At 51.8% G+C, this 20,995-nt stretch carries 22 protein-coding genes, 2 pseudogenes and 1 riboswitch; of the genes and pseudogenes, 11 read left to right on the top strand and 13 right to left on the bottom strand.

Annotated elements, in window-relative coordinates; all coding sequences use genetic code 11:
- Positions 1–37: 37 nt before the first annotated feature.
- Complete coding sequence (gene hldE, locus SK38_RS18810) at positions 38–1,471, top strand: bifunctional D-glycero-beta-D-manno-heptose-7-phosphate kinase/D-glycero-beta-D-manno-heptose 1-phosphate adenylyltransferase HldE (protein WP_048215525.1); 1,434 nt, start codon at positions 38–40, stop codon at positions 1,469–1,471.
- A 111-nt stretch (positions 1,472–1,582) separates the two neighbouring features.
- Here the strand turns inward: hldE and SK38_RS25255 are convergent.
- Positions 1,583–1,711 (bottom strand): annotated as a pseudogene (locus SK38_RS25255) (hypothetical protein); the annotation flags it as partial.
- 128 nt (positions 1,712–1,839) lie between these two features.
- Between SK38_RS25255 and glgS the strand changes: the two are divergent.
- Positions 1,840–2,046 (top strand): cell surface composition regulator GlgS, encoded by a 207-nt coding sequence (gene glgS, locus SK38_RS18805; protein ID WP_008785836.1) that lies wholly within the window; start codon positions 1,840–1,842, stop codon positions 2,044–2,046.
- A gap of 33 nt (positions 2,047–2,079) precedes the next feature.
- On the opposite strand, the gene ubiK is transcribed toward glgS, so the two are convergent.
- Entirely contained in the window at positions 2,080–2,376 is a 297-nt protein-coding gene (gene ubiK, locus SK38_RS18800; RefSeq protein WP_048215526.1) for a ubiquinone biosynthesis accessory factor UbiK, read from the bottom strand.
- A gap of 132 nt (positions 2,377–2,508) precedes the next feature.
- Positions 2,509–2,658: riboswitch (FMN riboswitch) on the top strand.
- Positions 2,659–2,764: 106 nt separating this feature from the next.
- Here ubiK and ribB point away from each other — a divergent pair.
- Positions 2,765–3,418: a 3,4-dihydroxy-2-butanone-4-phosphate synthase gene (gene ribB / locus SK38_RS18795; protein ID WP_003828424.1), complete on the top strand. Its 654-nt coding sequence runs from the start codon at positions 2,765–2,767 to the stop codon at positions 3,416–3,418.
- A gap of 84 nt (positions 3,419–3,502) precedes the next feature.
- Here ribB and dsbI read toward each other — a convergent pair whose 3' ends face one another.
- The 3 genes and pseudogenes from dsbI to SK38_RS18780 form a co-directional block, all read right to left on the bottom strand.
- Positions 3,503–4,180: a protein-disulfide oxidoreductase DsbI gene (dsbI, locus tag SK38_RS18790; protein ID WP_048236780.1), complete on the bottom strand. Its 678-nt coding sequence runs from the start codon at positions 4,178–4,180 to the stop codon at positions 3,503–3,505.
- A 14-nt stretch (positions 4,181–4,194) separates the two neighbouring features.
- Positions 4,195–4,863 carry a thiol:disulfide interchange protein DsbA/DsbL gene (locus SK38_RS18785; RefSeq protein ID WP_048236779.1) on the bottom strand — a complete coding sequence of 223 codons (669 nt, stop codon included), beginning with the start codon at positions 4,861–4,863 and terminating at the stop codon, positions 4,195–4,197.
- A 23-nt stretch (positions 4,864–4,886) separates the two neighbouring features.
- A pseudogene (locus SK38_RS18780) lies at positions 4,887–6,683 on the bottom strand (aryl-sulfate sulfotransferase).
- A 396-nt stretch (positions 6,684–7,079) separates the two neighbouring features.
- On the opposite strand from SK38_RS18780, the gene SK38_RS24340 reads away from it, so the two are divergent.
- Positions 7,080–7,256: a hypothetical protein gene (locus SK38_RS24340; protein WP_003828416.1), complete on the top strand. Its 177-nt coding sequence runs from the start codon at positions 7,080–7,082 to the stop codon at positions 7,254–7,256.
- Positions 7,257–7,321: 65 nt separating this feature from the next.
- On the opposite strand, the gene zupT is transcribed toward SK38_RS24340, so the two are convergent.
- Positions 7,322–8,095, bottom strand: a complete 774-nt coding sequence (zupT, locus tag SK38_RS18775; RefSeq protein ID WP_048236777.1) for a zinc transporter ZupT — start codon at positions 8,093–8,095, stop codon at positions 7,322–7,324.
- A 147-nt stretch (positions 8,096–8,242) separates the two neighbouring features.
- On the opposite strand from zupT, the gene ygiD reads away from it, so the two are divergent.
- Entirely contained in the window at positions 8,243–9,031 is a 789-nt protein-coding gene (gene ygiD / locus SK38_RS18770) for a 4,5-DOPA-extradiol-dioxygenase (protein ID WP_032945034.1), read from the top strand.
- An 85-nt stretch (positions 9,032–9,116) separates the two neighbouring features.
- Here the strand turns inward: ygiD and SK38_RS18765 are convergent, their stop codons facing one another.
- From SK38_RS18765 to tolC, 3 genes are all read right to left on the bottom strand, one after another.
- Positions 9,117–10,277 carry a glutathionylspermidine synthase family protein gene (locus SK38_RS18765; RefSeq protein ID WP_008785828.1) on the bottom strand — a complete coding sequence of 387 codons (1,161 nt, stop codon included), beginning with the start codon at positions 10,275–10,277 and terminating at the stop codon, positions 9,117–9,119.
- A gap of 5 nt (positions 10,278–10,282) precedes the next feature.
- Entirely contained in the window at positions 10,283–10,960 is a 678-nt protein-coding gene (locus SK38_RS18760) for a DUF1190 family protein (protein ID WP_003024591.1), read from the bottom strand.
- A 147-nt stretch (positions 10,961–11,107) separates the two neighbouring features.
- On the bottom strand, positions 11,108–12,586 hold the full coding sequence (gene tolC / locus SK38_RS18755) for an outer membrane channel protein TolC (RefSeq protein ID WP_100247260.1): 1,479 nt from the start codon (positions 12,584–12,586) through the stop codon (positions 11,108–11,110).
- Between the two features lie 199 nt (positions 12,587–12,785).
- Here tolC and nudF point away from each other — a divergent pair, with 199 nt between their 5' ends.
- From nudF to parE, 5 genes are read left to right on the top strand one after another with little or no spacing between them, the layout of a single operon-like run.
- Positions 12,786–13,418, top strand: coding sequence for an ADP-ribose diphosphatase (gene nudF / locus SK38_RS18750; RefSeq protein WP_032945031.1), 633 nt, complete (start codon positions 12,786–12,788; stop codon positions 13,416–13,418).
- Positions 13,415–13,837: a DUF1249 family protein gene (locus SK38_RS18745; RefSeq protein ID WP_003024582.1), complete on the top strand. Its 423-nt coding sequence runs from the start codon at positions 13,415–13,417 to the stop codon at positions 13,835–13,837. The genes nudF and SK38_RS18745 overlap by 4 nt, the downstream gene beginning before the upstream one ends.
- 24 nt (positions 13,838–13,861) lie before the next feature.
- Positions 13,862–14,689, top strand: coding sequence for a 3',5'-cyclic-AMP phosphodiesterase (gene cpdA / locus SK38_RS18740; protein WP_008785825.1), 828 nt, complete (start codon positions 13,862–13,864; stop codon positions 14,687–14,689).
- Positions 14,689–15,270 (top strand): esterase YqiA, encoded by a 582-nt coding sequence (yqiA, locus tag SK38_RS18735; protein WP_003024575.1) that lies wholly within the window; start codon positions 14,689–14,691, stop codon positions 15,268–15,270. Before cpdA ends, yqiA begins: the two co-directional genes overlap by 1 nt.
- Positions 15,271–15,298: 28 nt before the next feature.
- Positions 15,299–17,191, top strand: a complete 1,893-nt coding sequence (parE, locus tag SK38_RS18730; RefSeq protein WP_003024571.1) for a DNA topoisomerase IV subunit B — start codon at positions 15,299–15,301, stop codon at positions 17,189–17,191.
- 106 nt (positions 17,192–17,297) lie between these two features.
- Here the strand turns inward: parE and SK38_RS18725 are convergent, their stop codons facing one another.
- From SK38_RS18725 to qseB, 4 genes are all read right to left on the bottom strand, one after another.
- Positions 17,298–17,612, bottom strand: a complete 315-nt coding sequence (locus tag SK38_RS18725) for a putative quinol monooxygenase (RefSeq protein ID WP_003024557.1) — start codon at positions 17,610–17,612, stop codon at positions 17,298–17,300.
- Positions 17,613–17,642: 30 nt separating this feature from the next.
- On the bottom strand, positions 17,643–18,224 hold the full coding sequence (locus SK38_RS18720; RefSeq protein WP_003828397.1) for an NAD(P)H-dependent oxidoreductase: 582 nt from the start codon (positions 18,222–18,224) through the stop codon (positions 17,643–17,645).
- Between the two features lie 109 nt (positions 18,225–18,333).
- On the bottom strand, positions 18,334–19,683 hold the full coding sequence (gene qseC, locus SK38_RS18715; protein WP_048236775.1) for a quorum sensing histidine kinase QseC: 1,350 nt from the start codon (positions 19,681–19,683) through the stop codon (positions 18,334–18,336).
- A complete protein-coding gene (gene qseB / locus SK38_RS18710) occupies positions 19,680–20,339 on the bottom strand; it encodes a quorum sensing response regulator transcription factor QseB (protein ID WP_048236774.1) in 660 nt (219 codons plus the stop codon). The genes qseC and qseB overlap by 4 nt, the downstream gene beginning before the upstream one ends.
- Positions 20,340–20,487: 148 nt before the next feature.
- On the opposite strand from qseB, the gene SK38_RS18705 reads away from it, so the two are divergent.
- A complete protein-coding gene (locus SK38_RS18705) occupies positions 20,488–20,886 on the top strand; it encodes a YgiW/YdeI family stress tolerance OB fold protein (RefSeq protein WP_003024544.1) in 399 nt (132 codons plus the stop codon).
- The last annotated feature ends 109 nt before the right edge of the window (positions 20,887–20,995 follow it).

Here is a 20,995-nt window from a genome sequence, read left to right as displayed (position 1 = left end):
ATTTTAAGACCCTCAGAGAATCTCTCAGGAGACAGGAATGAAAGTAACGCTGCCAGAGTTTGAACGTGCAGGAGTCATGGTTGTCGGTGATGTGATGCTGGATCGCTACTGGTACGGTCCTACCAGCCGTATTTCACCTGAAGCGCCGGTTCCGGTGGTGAAGGTCGATACCATCGAAGAACGTCCCGGTGGCGCAGCAAACGTGGCGATGAACATTGCCTCTCTGGGAGCGAATTCGCGTCTGGTGGGCCTGACCGGTATTGACGACGCGGCGCGTGCGCTGAGCAAAACGCTGGCGGATGTGAACGTAAAATGCGATTTCGTTTCCGTGCCGACCCATCCGACGATCACCAAACTGCGCGTGCTTTCCCGCAACCAGCAGCTGATTCGCCTGGATTTCGAAGAAGGTTTTGAAGGTGTGGATCCGCAGCCGCTGCACGAGCGTATTAACCAGGCGCTGGGTTCTATCGGTGCTCTGGTGCTCTCCGACTACGCCAAAGGCGCGTTGGCAAGCGTGCAGCAGATGATTGCTCTGGCGCGTAAGGCTGGGGTGCCGGTGCTTATCGATCCGAAAGGAACCGACTTTGAACGCTACCGTGGCGCAACGCTGCTGACGCCGAACCTGTCTGAGTTTGAAGCGGTGGCGGGCAAGTGCAAAAGCGAAGATGAACTGGTTGAACGCGGCATGAAAGTGATTGCTGATTTCGACCTTTCCGCACTGCTGATCACGCGATCCGAGCAGGGGATGACGTTGCTGCAACCGGGCAAATCGCCGCTGCATATGCCGACCCAGGCGCAGGAAGTGTATGACGTGACCGGTGCGGGCGATACGGTTATCGGCGTGCTGGCGGCGACGCTGGCGGCGGGTAACTCACTGGAAGAGGCGTGCTATTTTGCTAACGCCGCAGCCGGTGTTGTCGTCGGTAAGCTGGGGACCTCTACCGTTTCTCCGATTGAACTGGAAAACGCCGTGCGCGGTCGGGCCGATACTGGCTTTGGCGTGATGAGCGAATCTGAGCTGAAACAGGCCGTTGCCAGCGCCCGCAAGCGCGGCGAGAAAGTGGTAATGACCAACGGTGTGTTCGACATCCTGCATGCGGGCCATGTTTCCTATCTGGCGAATGCGCGCAAGCTGGGCGATCGCCTGATCGTGGCGGTCAACAGCGATGCTTCGACCAAACGTCTGAAAGGTGAAACGCGTCCGGTCAACCCGCTGGAACAGCGTATGATCGTACTGGGCGCGCTGGAATCCGTCGACTGGGTGGTCTCTTTTGAAGAAGATACGCCGCAGCGTCTGATTGCTGGCATTCTGCCGGATCTGCTGGTCAAAGGCGGCGACTATAAGCCGGAGCAGATTGCGGGTAGTGAAGAGGTGTGGGCGAACGGCGGTGAAGTGCTGGTGCTGAACTTCGAAGATGGCTGCTCCACGACAAATATCATCAAGAAGATCCAGAAAGACAGCGATAAATAACACCTGAAAAGTTTGCCGGATGGCGGTGTAAACACCTTATCCGGCCTACGTGACGTAACGTTTGTAGGCCGGATAAGACGCTTTCGCGTCGCCATCCGGCATTTTTACGTTTTATTCTTGAGCCACAGCGCTACTTTCCACTGATTTTAACAGCTCGGCCAGTGCTGACAGCGAACCGCTGGACAATCCAATTTCACTTAACAGCGAGTCAATCAGCGGCGCTTGTGTACGATAAGGAAGAGTTGTCGGAAACTGTGAACCCGCGCAGTTGTTTTGCGCACAATATGTACAGAATAACTTCGTATCCAGGGAAATACTGAAATTAGAAAAAGCATATGGCCTTAGCAGATATTCAATAACTGGAGGGTATGCTCATGAACAGCAATATGTATTCACTGAACAATTTCGATTTCCTGGCCCGTAGTTTTGCCAGGATGCAGGCTGAGGGCCATCCCATTGATATCCAGGCGATAACCGGGAATATGGATGAAGAACATCGTAGCTGGTTTTGCAAACGCTATGCGCTGTACTGCCAGCAGGCGACGGAAGCCCGGAAGCTAGAACTGGAACACTAACAGAAAAACGGGCCTTGCGGCCCGTTGTCGTTTTTACTCTTGCGGATCAACTGATGGGATCGCGGGGGCTGGCTTAACTTCTGCCGTTTTATCACGTGATTCAAGCTCAGTCAGACGTTGCTCAAGCAGCGCCAGCTTTTCGCGCGTGCGCAATAAAACCTGAGTCTGTACATCGAATTCTTCGCGGCTTACCAGATCCAGACGGGTCAGTTGTGACTGCAGCGTTTGACGAATTTTCTTCTCGACGTCTTCGCCAAACTCGCGGATCCCTTTCGGCATCGACTCGTGAACCTGACGAGCAATCTGCTCAATTTTTTTCGGGTCAATCATTGTGGTTTCCCTGAACTGGTACGTGTTGCTGCCTATTGTAGTGCGAACTGGCACAGGCATAAACCAGAATTGTGTGAAGCTAAGACGAGTAAAGGCGTTGATGAAGGTAATCAATAGCGTTATAGTTAACCCGCTTATTCTCAGGGCGGGGCGAAATTCCCCACCGGCGGTAAATCAACTGATGTTGAAAGCCCGCGAGCGCTTTTTGTTACGGCAAAAAGGTCAGCAGATCCGGTGTAATTCCGGGGCCGACGGTTAGAGTCCGGATGGGAGAGAGTAACGATCCAGTCGGGCATGGACCCGCTCACGTTATTTTTTTGCCGCTTAGACGGTACTCCTAAGACTGCCCTGATTCTGGTAACCATAATTTTAGTGAGGTTTTTTTACCATGAATCAGACGCTACTTTCCTCTTTTGGTACGCCTTTCGAACGTGTTGAACATGCGCTGTCTGCGCTGCGTGAAGGACGCGGTGTAATGGTGCTTGACGACGAAGACCGTGAAAACGAAGGCGATATGATTTTCCCGGCAGAAACCATGACCGTAGAACAGATGGCGCTGACCATCCGTCACGGTAGCGGTATTGTTTGCCTGTGCATCACTGAAGACCGACGCAAACAGCTCGATCTGCCAATGATGGTGGAAAATAATACCAGCGCTTACGGTACCGGTTTTACCGTGACCATTGAAGCCGCAGAAGGCGTAACCACCGGCGTTTCCGCAGCAGACCGTGTTACTACGGTGCGTGCGGCAATTAAGGATGGCGCAAAACCTTCCGATCTTAACCGTCCGGGGCACGTTTTCCCGCTGCGTGCTCAGGCAGGCGGCGTGTTGACCCGCGGTGGTCATACTGAAGCAACCATCGACCTGATGACGCTGGCAGGGTTTAAACCAGCCGGTGTGCTGTGCGAACTGACCAATGATGACGGCACCATGGCCCGTGCGCCAGAGTGCATCGAATTTGCCGGTAAGCATAATATGGCTGTAGTGACTATCGAAGACCTGGTGGCTTACCGTCAGGCGCATGAGCGCAAAGCCAGCTAATTGCTGACTACCGCGACAACCGTGGTAGGGATAAAAAAACCGAAGTCAGTTTCCTGGCTTCGGTTTTTTGTTATTACAACCTGGCTATTTTTTTCTGGCCAGTTTAAGTGCCCAGGCTCCGCTCATTACCAGCAACAGCACTAAACATAAACCAAAAGCGAGCAGGCAAGCCTGCGCCATATTCATAAAATGCCATGGCGGGAGCAGATACCAGCCTTCGGACTGCTGGTACAGATCGACAAACCACTTTTGCATACTGCTAAGCGCTACGCCATCAGGAACGACAGGCGCGTCATAGCCGCAATCTCCAGTGGGCTTAAACCATTCTGGAGCCCAGTTTGCCAGCGGCAAATTGAAAGGGAATGTCGGATCGGTGGAACATCCCTGTACGCCAAAGAGCGAATCCGGGTCCGGGTTATGTACCGCATAATGAATGCCATTAAGTTTGATGGAGAACTTAATGCCCATAATGCTGCCATAAAATGCCGCAATGCAGCCGACCAGTTTTAGAATGAGGTTTTTAGGGTTTATTGCCGCGATCAGCCCACCGAAAACCATCACAAACATGGCAAAGCGGATGTATACACATTGCTCGCAAGGGGCCATGTAGAGATAGATTTGGAAGAACGAGTGCGCCAGAATAATTAACCCACCCATGGCACAAGCCATTAGCAACCACAAAAAGCGTCGCTCCTGCCATCTCACCAGGGTATTAACCGGTGCGGTACATAAGTCTCGCCACAATCCTTTGATAAAATCCATAGCCGGTTCCCTGTTTATTTTGTCGCCAGTTCTCTGACAAGCTCAGCCATGGAATCAATCGATTTGATGCTTTTGGTGTAGATCAGGTACTTACCATTGACGACGTAAGCCGGAACCCCCTGGATTTTGGCAACATCATAAGCCGCTTTCCATTTTTCCAGTGTCTCCTGGACTACGGGTTCTTTTAAGGCGCTCTCGAAGTCTGCTTGACTCATACCTGCAGCGTCCAGTCCTGTTTTGATGAATGAAGCGGGATCTTTACCGTCAGACCAGCGTTCTTTCTTATCGTGGTAGGCAGTGTAGTAAGCAAACTTAGCTTTTTTGAACTGTGATTTGGCATCAAACAATGAAATTCCTGCGGCCTGATCCTTAGCAATCATTACTGCAAATACTTCACTGGCCTGTTTGCCATATTTTCCTTTGGTTTCGAGATGAAACGGTGTGAAGGCGACGAGATCGGCAACTTTTTCTGACACCGGGCCGGTCACGGCTTTATCATATTTGTAGCAGAATGGGCAGTCGTAGCTGAATACTTTTATCAACGTCTTATCAGCATTGGGAATCGGTTTCTCCAGTACCATATAGTCAGTACCTTCAGTAAAAGCCGATGCTGCAAATGGTGATACCAGCGCCGCCGTTAATACCACGCTTTTAAATAATGAAGTAATCCATTTAGATGACATAATTAATCCTTAATCTAACGAAATTATTTAAACATTTGTTGTGGGCGAACCAGTAATGCGCGGTAGTGAGTTTGGTTTGGTTTATCGGAAAGGACATCAATTTCGACTTTGACTTCTTTTGTTTTGTAGTCAATTTCGTTGATTTTGCCGATGGTTGGCTGTCCAACGTCAAATAAATTAATAGAACCACCAAATCCAAACATCGTGTCGCGGTCTTTTTGATATTCAATTACCGACGTGATAGGACTGTAGAAATCATAACCGCGCTCTTTCCCGTATTCCCAAACTTGCTGAACGGTTCCTTTTTTCTCGTCAATTTTATATTCGACGAACCGGGAGTATTTCATTGTAGGTAGAGCCGGTTGTTCGAGTCCACGGCCATCGCCATTGTCAAAGATGGTTAGTGTTCCTTTGCTGGAGAGCCAGGCGGTGTGTTGGGTGTAGGTAAAATCGAAATCAGTATTCTCGCACTTACCGTTTTCATCACACTTCAGCGCGTTGCCCTTATCATCAACCGGTTTTAACAGTTTGCTTGCCAGCGCCTTATTCCAGCCTTTAGACGGTGCCAGGATCCATTTCACCTGTTTATCGCGACCGATTTTGACGACACCCTGATGGCGGGAAGAAAGAATGATGGAGTCATCTTTAGCGTCATAGGCAATGGAGTTGACGTGAGCCCAGTTACGGCCCGCACCAACGCCGAGGGCGTCACCATAGGGGGTATCTGGCTCCAGTTTCGCCTGTTGGCCTGCGTGAGCGAGATCCACGTTGACGCATACCGCGCCTGCGTCCAGCGCACCCAGTAGCGCGTCACGCATCGGGTCGAGAATTTGTGTCAGATCCCATACGTCAACAACACGTCCAGATTTATCGACTTCAATAATCTGGTCGCGGATGGTATGTACGTGAAGGCCATCTTCTTTGCGATAATCGCGTTTACCCACGCGAAGCAGTACGGTGCCGTTCACTGTTTCGACCGACTCATGCGACGCGTCGAGGAATCCGCGAGGCAGCTTATGGTCGGCCAGAACTTGCCCCAGCATATCGAATTCATACCAGTGCTGGCCCTGGACGGCGGTGAAGGTGCCTCGCGGTGTTTCACGAATACCCATCAGGTAGCCGCGCTTGTTGATATCCATGTCATGGCCGTCATAGAAGGTGTCCTGATCCAGCCACCACCGATATTCACCTTCCGTATCGACGACAAAGGTAAAGGGTGCGATATCAAAGGGGAGTGCGCCGCCAGCAGGACCCGCATCCAGGATGCCGGCATTTTTATCTTTTTCGCCATGCCAGTGGAATTCTGCACCCTGCGGGGTAAAGGTGTGGGTATTCACCAGATAAAGACGATCTTCAAAACCCGGTGCTACTTTAATCACTTTTGTTTGCTGCAAATCAGATATTGAGCGGTTATCCATGTAGTGATTTACGATGGCGGAAGTTTGCACCACATAATCATCTTTCATGGCCTTACCGTTTTCTTTATATTCAACGGTTACCTTATTTGCGAACTTTTGATAAAGGCCAAAAATAGGAATGCCATCGTACGTGGCGAGTGACTCTTTGCCGACGGTATAAGTCACCGGAACGCCTTTTTCACCTTTACCATGGACGGTAACTTTAACATCTGAAATAACGTGGCTATCTAATTCAACCAGCGCAGTAAGCGGGGCATTTCCATAAGGGTCAACTACTATTGCGCCCAATTTTCCTGCAGGTTAGGCCGGTTGAAAACCAGCGGCAAGAGAGTTTCCTGCTGCTAATCCAAATGTCAGTGCCAGAGTCCCTGCCAGAAGTGTTTTTCGGTATTGTGTAAACATGGATATATCTCCTTATATTACCTATAAATATAATCTTGCTGAATATATTATGTTATTACTGTTTTGATAAAATAAAGCAGCATTGCTAATACTACTTTTGTAATGCATTAATTAATATTGATGAAATGTATTATTCTTCAGGAGCTAATTTTTATTATTTTTTTGATAGTATGAGTGAGATATTTTAAGAACAATATTTATTATTGCGTAGTGTGATCTTGTCGACATTGTTTTAATTGTTTATAACGAGTTTGGCTAATAGCGTAGCCGCTGATTTATATGATCGAAATCATATATTTGTTTCTGAAATATGCCACTATATGAGTATGTCAGAATAAGGTTGTGTAAAATTTTAACGTTAAATGTTTAATGATGTTAAATTTTAAGGGTAGAAGAATGTTTATTGCCTGGTATTGGATTGTATTAATTGCACTCGTTGCGGTGGGTTATTATTGCCATATGAAACGTTATTGTCGGGCATTCCGCCAGGACAGAGATGCCTTACTTGAAGCGCGAAACAAACTCTTTCGTCGCTCTGGTGAAGATAACAGCGCGATTAAGGAACAGGATTAGTCCTTCATATTCTGCTATGGATGAGCGGATGCTGTAAATTTGCAGGGTGGCATCCGCCCTCTGGATTATCCGATTCCCATCGACTGGAGGATGACGAGGCTTAATCCCATCACCGACATTCCACATAACACCCCATAACTAGGATTATTATTGGGATCGATCTCTTTTGCCAACGGCATCAATTCATCGACGGACAGCGCCACCATAATACCTGCGACAGCCGCCATTATTGCCGCCATCACCACCGGTGATATCAGGCTACCGAGAATTAACCACGCCAGTACGCCGCCCAGTATTTCTGCCATACCTGAAATCCCTGCCCAGAATATCGCCGTACGTTTGGAGCCTGTGGCGGCATAGACGGGACCCGCCACCGCTAATCCTTCAGGAATATTGTGCAATGCAACGGCGAGGGCAATACCAAAGCCCAGCTCAAGGTTGCTACTGGCGGTAACAAACGTCGCAATCCCTTCAGGAAAGTTGTGCAGGCTGATGCCGAGCGTTAATAAAATCGCGGTGCGTTTAATAGAGCCGGGTAGAGGCTGCGTTGTTTTTTGTACCAGATCCTGAGGGTGCGCGTGCGGCAATAGACGATCCAGGCCAAAGTAGCCCAGTAAGCCGACGATAAACATTCCGTAGCCCAGCACTGGCGACATACCTTCAGCGACCAGCGCAGCAGGTAGCATCTCCATAAGGGAGATCAGTAACATAATCCCGGCGGCGAAGCCTAAAGAAAAGGCGAGAACGCGGTTAGACGGTTTTTGCCCTAACACGCCGAGAAATGCGCCGATAAACGTGGCGGCACCTGCCAGTAAAGTCAGAAGTAAAGGTACTGACATCGACAAATAAAACTCCTTATCAATCTGCTATCCGGGTTGGATCGTCAAAATAACTGATGATCTTCATCATCGTTATCTGAGTTCTTCATCAACCGAATAAGCGTATTGTGGTGGTATCAAAATGACTCCCTCAGTAAGGATATCATCATGTCTTCAACTCGTATGCCAGCATTGTTTTTGGGTCACGGTAGCCCGATGAATGTTCTGGAAGATAACGTTTATACCCGTGCCTGGCAGCAACTGGGGGAAACGTTGCCGCGTCCGAAAGCCATTGTGGTGGTCTCGGCGCACTGGTTCACCCGTGGAACGGGTGTGACTGCGATGGAAGCCCCCAAAACGATCCACGATTTTGGCGGTTTTCCGCAAGCATTATATGACACCCATTACCCGGCTCCCGGCTCGCCTGAACTGGCGCAGCATCTGGTTGACTTACTTGCTCCAGTGCCTGTGACCCTGGACAAAGAAGCCTGGGGTTTTGACCACGGTTCCTGGGGCGTGCTGATCAAGATGTATCCGAATGCGGACATTCCGATGGTGCAGTTGAGTATCGACAGCACCAAACCCGCGTCATGGCATTTTGAGATGGGCCGTAAGCTGGCGGCGCTGCGTGATGAAGGCATTATGCTGGTGGCCAGTGGTAACGTGGTGCATAACCTGCGCACTGCGCGTTGGCACGGTGAGAACACGCCTTATCCGTGGGCGACTTCATTCAATGACTATGTTAAGGCAAACCTGACATGGCAGGGACCGGTTGAGCAGCACCCATTGGTGAACTATCTCGATCATGAAGGTGGATCGTTGTCGAACCCGACGCCGGATCACTATCTGCCGCTGCTGTATGTACTTGGGGCTTGGGATGGTAAAGAGTCTGTCACTATCCCGGTAGATGGTATTGAGATGGGAAGTTTAAGTATGTTGTCGGTGCAGGTTGGATGATGAATGCCCGATGGCACTGCGCTTATCGGGCATTAAGTTCGCGCCGTAGGCCGGGTAAGGCGAAGCCACCACCCGGCACTCTCAATTATTCGACAAAAATATGCGGATAGAAACGTGACAGATCCTGCGTGATCAACGCGCGGTCTTCACGAATGCCGATCCCGGCTGGTTGATCGTTGATCAGCCAGCTGCCAATCAGCATATAGCTGTCGCCAAACTTCGGTAGCTGATGGAACTGCTGCACGATCATGCCTTCTTCACCGTACGGTCCTTCCACGGATTCGATCGTTTTACCGTTCTCAACGATGGAGACGTTAGCCCCCTCGCGCGAGAAGATCGGTTTTACGACGAATTTATCCATCTGCGGATGGTCGTCTTCGGCGAAGTACGCTGGCAGCAGGTTCGGATGGTCCGGGAACATTTCCCATAACAGCGGCAACAGTGCTTTGTTGGAGATAATGCTCTTCCAGGCCGGTTCCAGCCAGCGAACGCCAGCGTCTTCCAGCTTGGTGGAGAACATTTCACGCAGCATGAATTCCCACGGATAGAGCTTGAACAGGTTAGCGATTACCTGATCCTGCATGTCGGTGAACTGACCTTTTTCACCAAGACCAATATCTTCTACATAGAGGAATTCTGTAGCGATCTCAGCTTCGGCAGCGCAATCCTGCAGATACTGGATCGTACCGCGATCTTCTACCGTATCACGACAGCAGGTCAGATGAAGCAGTTGAAAACCATACTGCTCACGCAGCTCGGTGAAACGCTCGATCAGTTTTTCCTGCAGACTGTTGAACTGATCGCTGCCTTCCGGCAGGTTGCCCGCATTGAGCTGATCTTCCAGCCAGATCCACTGGAAAAACGCGGCTTCGTACAGCGAGGTTGGCGTATCGGCGTTGTTTTCTAAAAGCTTGGGTTCACCCGTGCCGTCCCATGCCAGATCGAGACGTGAATAGAGCGACGGTTGCTGTGTCTGCCAGGACTGGCGGACAAAGCCCCAGGTATGCTTCGGAATGCGAAACTTGGTCATCAACTCATCGCTGGCGATGACCTTTTCCACCACCTTGAGGCACATTTGATGCAGCTCTGCGGTGACCTCTTCCAGCTTTTCAACCTGAGCAAGAGTGAGCTTATAGTACGCGTCTTCACACCAGTACGGCTCGCCGTACATCGTGTGAAAATTGAAACCGTATTCGGTGGCTTTGTCGCGCCAGTCCGGGCGCTCAACAATACTGACTCTTTCCATGACGATCAGCCACCCATTGAACGTGTGGTGGTACCGCTTGCGCTACGCTGCATGGTGCTCTGTTTGGCCACAGACTCACCAAATCCGCCGCGGGTTACGGTAGAGGTGGTGGCTGGTTTCGGTGCCATAGCGGTTTTCGGTACGGTCATGGTGCGACCCGGCGTTGCTGCGCCGTAGTTTTTACCGCTGGCATCCGTGTATTTGCCGTAAGCCGGGCTGGCTGGGTTTTTCGAGCTGAACAGCGGTTGCTGAGCGCCCATTCCGCCGCCCATCAGTCGGCCCATCATGTAGCCCGCCATCAGCGGCATCCAGAAGCTGCCGCTGCTTTGATTCTGTGCCTGAGCCTGGCCTTCACCGGTCGGTGCCATACCCGCTTGCGCAGGAGCCTGCTGGCACTGGCCTTCGCCGAATTCAGCGATACAGTCTTCACGAGTGGCGTATTTTGGCGCGGTACGTTCAGCTTCTTTCAGCGCATTGTTAAACGCGGTAGTACATTCGGCGCTTTTACCCGGATTCGCCGCAGAGCAGTCGTCAGCGTTCTGATAAAGCGAAACCGTTTCGTCGCTCTTTTCACAGCCCGCGAGCATAAACACAGCGGTAACTGCCAGGGCGACAGGAGTCAGATGGCGCGCGCTCCAGCTTTTGCGGAACGAGGCGTGATGTATAGATTTTGTCCGTTTCATTTATGTCTTCCAGTACCCAGTGGTAACTCTGCTCAGAATAGAGGATGACTGGTCGAAATTGAAGCGGTAAGAGGCGAGAATGCGGAAGAAGGGGCGGATCTTTACGTTGTCTTACGTTCAGACGGGGCCGAAGCCCCGTCATCAGCATCAGTTACGGAACGGGTTGTTGCCGGTGCTGCTGGTTGAACGTGCTGCTGTCGGCTGTGCCGCAGGCGTCGCGCTGTTGGACGTATAACCGTCCGCTGCGGCGTCTTGCTGCGCATTTTCCGGCGCGATCGTATCCGGAGTCGTGGATACTGGTTTACCCAGCGTATTGTTCAGTGCCACCAGATCCTGCTCGTTCAGCGTACCGAGCGCAGATTTGACGTTTAACTGGTTAATAAGATAGGTATAACGCGCATTCGCCAGTTGCTGCTTAGCGTTGTACAGCGTGGTGGTGGCATCCAACACATCCACAATGGTACGTGTACCTACGGAATAGCCGGCTTCCATCGCATCCAAAGAACTTTGTGCAGAGACAACCGCTTGTTTGTAAGCGTTAATGCTACTGATAGACGCATTAATGTTGTTGAACGAAGAACGAACGGTCTGCACCACGCTGCGGTGTGCGCTTTCCAGTTGTTCACTCGCGCCAACAAAGTTGTACTGCGCTTGTTTCACCTGCGAGTTAACCATCCCACCCTGATACAGCGGCAGTGAGAAGCTCAGACCGATTTTATTCTGGCCCATGTTGCTGTCGTCATACTGGGAGGTGTTGGTTTTAGACCCGCTGTACGAGGTATCAGAAACGCCGGTTGAGGCGGTCAAATCCAGGGTCGGTAAATGACCATCCTGCGCCAGACGAATTTGCTCACGTGCCAGATCCTGGCTCAAACGGGCCTGCAATAACGACAGGTTGCGGTTTTCTGCTTCTTTCAGCAGCGCGTTCACCGCCTGCGGTTTGTTGGTCTTAAAACCATCAACGTTCAGTGAAGCCAGTTCCGGGTAGTAGTTACCGGTTACCTGGCGCAGCTGTTCTACCGCGTTATCCAGATTGTTACGCGCGGTAACTTCATTCGCCAGTACAGTATCGTATTGTGAACGGGCGTTTTGTACGTCAGTGATGGCAACCAGGCCAACGTTAAAACGCTGAGTGGTCTGATCTAACTGACGATAGACCGCATCTTTCTGTGCCTGAGTGTAAGAAAGCACGTCAATTGCGTTTAGTACGTTAAAATAGGCCGTGGCGGTATTCAGGATCAGCGTTTGCTGATCGGTCTGATAGGTCACGTCCTGGATGCCCGCTGATTTTTCTTGCAGCGTCAGGGCACGCCATTTAGACATGTCAAAAATAGACTGAGTTAACTGCAAAGATGCGCTGGTGGCGTTGGAGTTGACGCCATTTGCATCACGGTAGCCATTGCTGTAGGTGTAATCGGCACCTAAACCCAGTTGCGGCAGTAATGGGCTACGCGCTTCGTTAATTTTTTCGAATGCAGCATCGCGATCGGCGGCGGATTTACGCAATTCCGGGTTGCTCAGGCGTGCTTGCTGATAAACCTGCATCAGGTTTTCTGCCTGGCTCAAAGTACTGAACCCCGACAGGCTCAGGCCGATAAGGATGGGGAGCAATTTCTTCATTTGCATTCCTTGTTGTGAAGCAGTATTTAGCGCTGATCAAATTGTAAAAATATTTGCTGATTCTAGCAGAATCCGCCACTTCAAAAAGTTGGCGTTACGTGCCATACGGCGTTAATTTGCATCAATTTAACACAAGGGCGTTCAAACATCAGTCAAACGACCTTGAAATTCACATTTTAATCACTATTGGTTTCAGGACAGCACAATGCGTAAACCAGACAACTTGCCAATGACTTTCACTAAAAATGATGTAGAAATTATTGCACGAGAAAAGCTATACCGCGGTTTTTTTTCACTGGATCTTTATCGGTTTCGCCATCGCCTGTTTAACGGGGGGATGAGCGGCGAGGTAACGCGCGAAATTTTTGAGCGCGGACACGCGGCAGTCTTGCTACCCTTTGACCCTGAGCGAGATGAAGTTGTGCTGGTCGAGCAGATCCGTATCGCGGCATTTGATACCAGCGAAAGCCCGTGGTTACTGGAAATGGTGGCCGGGATGATCGAAGAGGGCGAAACCGTTGAAGATGTAGCCCGTCGTGAAGCAATGGAAGAGGCCGGGCTGGAAGTTAAACGGACGAAGCCCGTTCTGAGCTATCTGGCAAGCCCGGGTGGCACCAGTGAGCGCCTGTCTATTTTAGTCGGCGAAGTGGACGCCACGACCGCGAGCGGGATCCATGGTCTGGCTGATGAAAACGAAGATATTCGTGTTCATGTGGTGAGCCGGGAACAGGCTTATCAATGGGTTGAAGAGGGGAAAATCGACAACGCAGCGTCTGTCATCGCCTTGCAATGGTTACAGCTGCACTATCAAGAGTTAAAAACTGAGTGGAAAAAATGAAGCGTTACACACCTGACTTCCCTGAAATGATGCGTCTGTGCGAAACCAACTATTCGCAATTGCGCCGCCTGCTGCCACGTAATGATGCGGCCGGTGAAACAGTGAGCTATCAGGTAGCAAACGCACAATATCGGTTAACGATCGTGGAATCGACCCGATACACTACGCTTGTTGCGATCGAACAAACGGCACCGGCCGTCACATACTGGAGCCTGCCGTCATTGACCGTGCGCCTGTATCATGACGCAAGGGTGGCTGAAGTGTGTTCAAGTCAGCAGATCTTTCGCTTCAAAGCGCGGTATGATTATCCAAATAAAAAGTTGCATCAACGCGACGAAAAGCATCAAATTAATCAGTTTTTGGCCGACTGGTTACGGTACTGTTTAGCACATGGAGCGATGGCGATTCCGGTTTATTAGCGTCGTGAAACCTAAGGACACCATTTGGAAAGCCTGTTAACCCTTCCTTTGGCTGGTGAGGCCAGAGTCAGGATCTTACAAATTACAGACACTCACCTGTTTGCCGAAAAGCATGAAACGCTGCTGGGTGTGAACACCTGGGACAGCTATCAATCCGTACTGGATGCAATACATGCAGAGTCGCCTGAGTACGATCTGATCGTCGCGACGGGTGATTTGGCGCAGGATCAATCCGCTGCGGCTTATCAGCATTTTGCTGAGGGCATCGCAAGTTTTCGTGCGCCCTGCGTTTGGCTACCGGGCAATCACGATTTTCAGCCGGCAATGTACAGCGCGCTGCAGGATGCGGGCATTTCCCCGGCCAAACGCGTTTTCATTGGCGAACAGTGGCAAATATTGCTGCTCGACAGCCAGGTGTTCGGCGTTCCCCACGGTGAGTTAAGTGAATTCCAGCTCGAATGGCTGGAGCGTAAACTTGCTGATGCGCCAGAGCGTAATACCTTGCTGCTTCTGCATCATCATCCTCTGCCTGCGGGCTGCAGCTGGCTCGATCAGCACAGTCTGCGTAATGCCGCTGAGCTGGATAACGTGCTGGTGAATTATCCTCGCGCCAGGTATCTATTGTGCGGGCATATTCATCAGGAACTGGATCTGGACTGGAACGGTCGCCGTCTGCTGGCGACGCCGTCGACCTGCGTGCAATTTAAACCGCACTGTTCCAACTTCACATTGGATACCATCAGCCCAGGCTGGCGGACGCTGGAGCTTTTTGCCGACGGGACGTTGCAGACTCAGGTACGTCGTCTGCAGGGTAATCGGTTCCACCCTGATACCGCTTCAGAAGGCTACTGATGTCTACGCTTCTCTATCTTCACGGATTTAATAGCTCTCCTCGTTCGGCGAAGGCGTGTTTACTGAAAAACTGGCTGGCGGAACACCACCCGCACGTTGAGATGATCGTGCCGCAGCTACCTCCGTATCCGGCGCAGGCCGCAGAGATGCTGGAATCGATCATTCTTGAACACGGCGGAGAGTCGCTGGGGATTGTCGGTTCCTCTTTAGGCGGCTATTACGCCACCTGGCTGTCGCAATGTTTTATGCTGCCGGCAGTGGTGGTGAACCCTGCCGTACGGCCTTATGAACTGCTGGTCGACTATCTCGGTCAAAACGAGAACCCCTACACGGGGCAGCAATATGTGCTAGAGTCACGCCATATTTACGATCTTAAAGTCATGCAGATTGACCCGCTGGAAGCGCCGGATTTGATCTGGCTGCTCCAACAAACGGGCGATGAAGTGTTGGACTACCGCCAGGCGGTGGCGTATTACGCCTCCTGCCGTCAGACAGTTATTGAGGGCGGAAACCACGCATTCACGGGCTTCGAAGATTATTTCAACCCGATTGTCGATTTCCTTGGACTGCACAGTTTCTGACGATCAATTCGAATTGCTTATTTAAACCATGACGCAAACTTATAACGCTGATGCCATTGAGGTACTCACTGGGCTTGAGCCGGTACGCCGTCGCCCTGGGATGTACACCGATACGACCCGTCCGAACCATCTTGGGCAGGAAGTGATTGATAACAGTGTGGATGAAGCACTGGCGGGCCACGCGAAACGCGTGGACGTGATCTTACATGCCGACCAGTCTCTGGAAGTCATTGATGACGGACGCGGCATGCCGGTAGATATTCACCCTGAAGAAGGCGTTCCGGCGGTTGAGCTGATCCTCTGTCGTCTGCACGCGGGCGGCAAGTTCTCTAACAAGAACTACCAGTTCTCCGGTGGTCTGCACGGTGTGGGTATCTCCGTTGTTAACGCCCTGTCCAAACGTGTGGAAGTGAACGTGCGCCGCGACGGGCAGGTATACAACATCGCGTTTGAGAATGGCGATAAAGTGCAGGATTTACAGGTTGTCGGTACCTGCGGCAAACGCAATACCGGGACCAGCGTGCACTTCTGGCCCGATGAAAGCTTCTTTGACAGCCCGCGTTTTTCTGTTTCGCGCTTAACGCACGTACTGAAAGCAAAAGCGGTACTGTGCCCTGGCGTTGAGATCACTTTTAAGGATGAGGTCAACAACAGCGAACAGCGCTGGTGCTACCAGGACGGTTTAAATGACTATCTGAGCGAAGCGGTGAATGGCCTACCGACGCTGCCGGAAAAACCGTTTATCGGTAATTTCAGCGGTGAGACGGAGACGGTGGACTGGGCGCTGCTCTGGCTGCCGGAAGGCGGCGAGCTGCTGACCGAAAGCTATGTGAACCTGATCCCAACCATGCAGGGCGGTACGCACGTTAACGGTCTGCGTCAGGGACTGCTGGATGCGATGCGCGAGTTCTGCGAATACCGTAACATCCTGCCGCGTGGCGTGAAGCTGTCGGCGGAAGATATCTGGGATCGCTGTGCTTATGTGTTGTCGGTAAAAATGCAGGATCCGCAGTTTGCCGGACAAACCAAAGAGCGCCTCTCTTCGCGTCAGTGTGCGGCATTCGTCTCTGGCGTGGTGAAAGATGCATTCAGTTTGTGGCTGAACCAGAACGTGCAGTCAGCCGAACTGCTGGCTGAGATGGCGATTTCCAGCGCGCAGCGTCGTCTGCGTGCAGCGAAAAAAGTAGTGCGTAAAAAGCTGACCAGCGGTCCGGCACTGCCGGGTAAACTGGCGGACTGTACCGCACAGGATCTTAATCGCACCGAACTGTTCCTTGTCGAAGGTGACTCGGCGGGCGGATCGGCCAAGCAGGCGCGCGATCGTGAATATCAGGCGATCATGCCGCTGAAAGGTAAGATCCTCAATACCTGGGAAGTCTCTTCCGATGAAGTGCTGGCTTCGCAGGAGGTTCACGATATTTCCGTGGCGATCGGTATCGATCCTGACAGCGACGATCTAAGCCAATTGCGCTACGGCAAGATCTGTATCCTGGCGGATGCGGACTCCGATGGTCTGCACATCGCTACGCTGCTGTGCGCGCTGTTTGTGAAGCACTTCCGCACGCTGGTGAAACACGGTCACGTCTACGTGGCGCTGCCGCCGTTATACCGTATCGACCTCGGTAAAGAGGTGTATTACGCGCTGACGGAAGAAGAGAAAGCGGGCGTACTGGAGCAGTTAAAGCGCAAGAAAGGCAAGCCGAACGTGCAGCGCTTTAAAGGTCTGGGTGAAATGAACCCGATGCAGCTTCGTGAAACTACGCTGGATCCGAACACCCGTCGCCTGGTGCAGCTCATTATCGATGATGAAGACGATCAGCGTACCAACGCAATGATGGATATGCTGCTGGCCAAGAAGCGTTCTGAAGATCGTCGTAACTGGTTGCAAGAGAAAGGCGACCTGGCGGATCTCGAAGGGTAATTGCATGTAGAAAAGCCGGAGACGGGCGTAAAATGCCTTATCCGGCTCTCATCTGACGAAGCGATTTATGCCGGATAGCTAAGCGTCACCCGGCAAATCGACAATCTTAAATGCCCGACTCCAGAATACGAATATTCATGTCCAGCACGTCACCTTTCACGGCTTCGCTGTAGGCTTTCATATGCGGGGTCTGCAAATGCGCTTCAAGATGCGCGATGCTTTCCCATTGCTCAACCATCACGATTGAATCTGGCGCTGTGGTCTGAAAACTCACACCTGCGGCGTGATCCACCATCGGCGCATAGCCGTGGCAGCCTTCTTCTTTCAGTACGGTCGGAACGATTTTGGCAAACTGATCCAGTACCGCCTGGCGGTGATGTTGACCTGGACGTGTACGGATTTCTGCAATAACGGTAAGCATGGTTAACTCCTTCTAATTCCAGGTTACCAGTTAACCAAAAATTTCGGTCAGATGCTTGCGATATTCTGCGATATAACGCGGGACGTCCGGCATTTTAATCACGTCATTGGTGATAAAGGTCGGCAGCGCTTCCATTCCCAGGAACTGGTTTGCTTTATGGAACGGGAGATAGACGCCATCAACGCCAACGCCATGGAAGAACTGGTCTTTTTCAGTGAAGGCTTCCATCGGTGCGTTCCAGGTCAGGGACAGCATGTATTTTTTGCCCTGAATCAGCCCGCCGGAGCCGTATTTTTTTGAGGCATCTGAACGTGTGCGGCCGTCGCTGGCGTACAGCGTACCGTGACCTTCGGTAAACACGTCATCGATGTATTTTTTCACGGTCCACGGTGCGCCCATCCACCAGCCTGGCATCTGCCAGATAACCGCATCGGCCCAGACGAAATTCTGCACTTCTGCTTTTACGTCATAATCGCTGTCTGCGCGTACGACTTTAACATCATGCCCGAGGTCGCGCAGGATACCGTCCGCGACCTCGGTCAGGGTGTCATTCAGTTGACCATTAGAATGGCCGAATTTTTTCGCCCCGTTGATAATCAGAATGTTGCTCATTTTGTGTCCTCAAGGAAATACGTTTGAGGACGATTTTACTCCCACCAGCGGTACGGTGAAATTAGCAAAATGTGCAAAGTCTTTTGCTATATGAGCAACAATAACGCAATTACCAACTGACTTTTGCTTCAAAGCCACCTTCCGGAGCGTTGCCGAACGAGGCTGACATTCCATGCAGTGTTGCGATACGACGGACAATCGACAGGCCGAGACCGCTGCCGGTCACGCTTTGTCCCGGTGGACGATAAAAGCGTTCACCGATGTGTGTAAGTACCTCTGGCGCAACGCCAGGACCGTTATCTTTGACGCTGAAGTTACGGGCGTTGAGCGTCACTTCCACAATGCTCCCCTGCGGACTGTAGCGAATGGCATTATCCAGCAGATTTCGTACCATCAGGCTCAGCAACAGCGGCTGTCCTGTACGCGTGATATTGTGCGCGTTAATCTGCAAACGTACGTCAATGTGCGCCTGCTGGGCCGGGTGGTAGATATCCATCACCGCGGATTGCAGTAGCTCCTCCAGCGAGATTTCTGCCACATCCTGAAGATTATCGAGGGAGTCGAGGCGCGAAAGCGTCAGGAGCTGATCGACCAGTCGGGTGGCGCGTTCAATTCCCGCATGCAGCTGTACCAGCGCTTTTTCCCGCGTTTGCGGGTCGTCGTCTGACAGTTGCACCACTTCGGTTTGCACCTTCAGCGCGGTCAACGGACTGCGCAGCTCGTGAGCGGCGTCAGAGGTAAAGCGCCGTTCGCGGACCATCATAGAGTGGATGCGGGTAAACAGCTGATTAAGCGATTCAACCAGCGGGCGCACTTCGCTTGGCACACCTTTCGGGTCGAGCGGTTCTTCTGACTCCGGGGCGCGCCAGCGCAGAGCTTGCGCCAGTTTTTTTAGCGGCCTGAGTTCGCGACTCAGCATGACCACCAGGATCAGCAACATCAGCGGCAGCGCAACCAGCCACGGGGTTAACTGTGCGGTAAGGATCGACAGCGCCATATCCTCCCGGTATTCCCACTCCTGGCCCACCACAATGCGATATTTTCCATCAGCGGAATTCAGCCACAGGAAGCGCCAGGAATCGTTGTCGCCCCTTAGTTGGCCGTCGCTAAACCCCTCCCGGCTGTAGCTGTAGGGAATATCCTGGCCATTGTCGCCATCGTGTAGCACCGTTTTGCCGTCGGTGGAGTAGATGGCAAACGCCAGTGCGTCGTCATCAATATGGCCATGTTTCAGTTTTTTTGGCGTGCGGGCCATATTGTTTGAGGTGGTGACATCGCTGATATCCAGCGTGCTAAGCCGCTTGGCGAACAGCATCAGCTGCGTATCAAACAGCTCATCGACATTATCGGTAGTCTGCCTCCAGGCCACAAAACTGGATACGGCCCAGGTTGCTGAGGCCAGAATCAGAAAAATAAGCGTTAGCCTGACTCGCAGGCTGAGGCGTTGTGTGAGTTTCATGCGCCACCCAGGGTATAGCCAATGCCATGCACGGTACGGATAAAGTCGCTGCCGAGCTTACGGCGTAAGTGATGGACGTGGACCTCAATCGCATTGCTGGAGACATTTTCGTCCCAGGTATACAGTTTTTCTTCAATCAGTTTGCGGGGCAGGACGCGACCTTTGTTGCGCATTAGCAGTTCCAGCAGCGCGAACTCTTTAGGTTTGAGTGACAAAGGTTCACCCGCCGCCGTGGCGACCAGCGCGCCGGGATCGAGCGTTACCTGGCCATGACACAATGTGTTGCTGGCCTGGCCGCTGGCACGACGTACCAGTGCCTCCAGTCTGGCGGCAACTTCGATCAGCGCAAAGGGTTTGCACAGATAGTCATCTGCGCCCAGGCGCAGGCCTTCAACGCGTTCTGCCAGTGCGTCGCGAGCGGTCAGAATCAGCACAGGCTCCTGCTTTCCGTTGGCTCGCCATTCGCGCAAAATGTCCCGTCCGTCTATGCCTGGCAGCGTCAGGTCGAGGATTACCGCATCGTAAGGTGCGCTGTAGAGTGCTTCTTTCCCTTGGCGACCTTCGGTAAACCAGTCGATGCTGAAACCCATTTTACTCAGACCTGTTTTCAGGCCATCGCCAATCAACGTGTCATCTTCGATCAGTAAAATACGCATATGTTCATCCCTGCGAACTCATTTGCAGTTAGTAAACCTGTGGCTACAGCCTCTGTACAGCAAAAAAAGTATCTTTTTTTGCCTTAAGAACTTGTTAAGGATTAACTTATTTAATAGTCGTAAACCAACATGAAAGGGAGACATGACGATGAAAAAATTAGCTGCAATGGTTGCCGTAATGGCACTGTGTTCCGCACCTGTTCTGGCAGCTCAGCAGGGCGGCTTCTCTGGGCCAACAACAACCACCACGCAGAGCCAAAACGGCGGATTTGTCGGCCCGAACGGTAGCAGCACGACGGTAGAAAGCGCCAAATCACTGCGTGATGACACCTGGGTTACCCTGCGCGGGAACATCGTTGAGCGTATTTCCGACGACCTGTACGTGTTTAAAGATGCGACCGGCACGGTGAATGTGGATATCGACCACAAGCGCTGGAACGGCGTAACCGTCACACCGCAGGATGTGGTTGAAATCCAGGGTGAAGTGGATAAAGACTGGAACTCCGTTGAAATCGACGTAAAACAGATTACCAAAGTTGCTAAGTAATCCCCATCAGGGCCGCATTCGCGGCCCTTTTCTTTGTGACTCAACACGCCAGATAGGGTAGTATCTGCGGCAATATTGCCCTTCAATAGAGGGGTACAAAGTTGAGGAA

Source organism: Citrobacter sp. MGH110, assembly GCF_001037515.1.
GTDB classification, from domain to species: Bacteria; Pseudomonadota; Gammaproteobacteria; order Enterobacterales; family Enterobacteriaceae; genus Citrobacter; species Citrobacter portucalensis.
The sequence above is the reverse complement of the archived record's forward strand: the minus strand, read 5'-3'. Positions and strand labels throughout refer to the sequence as shown.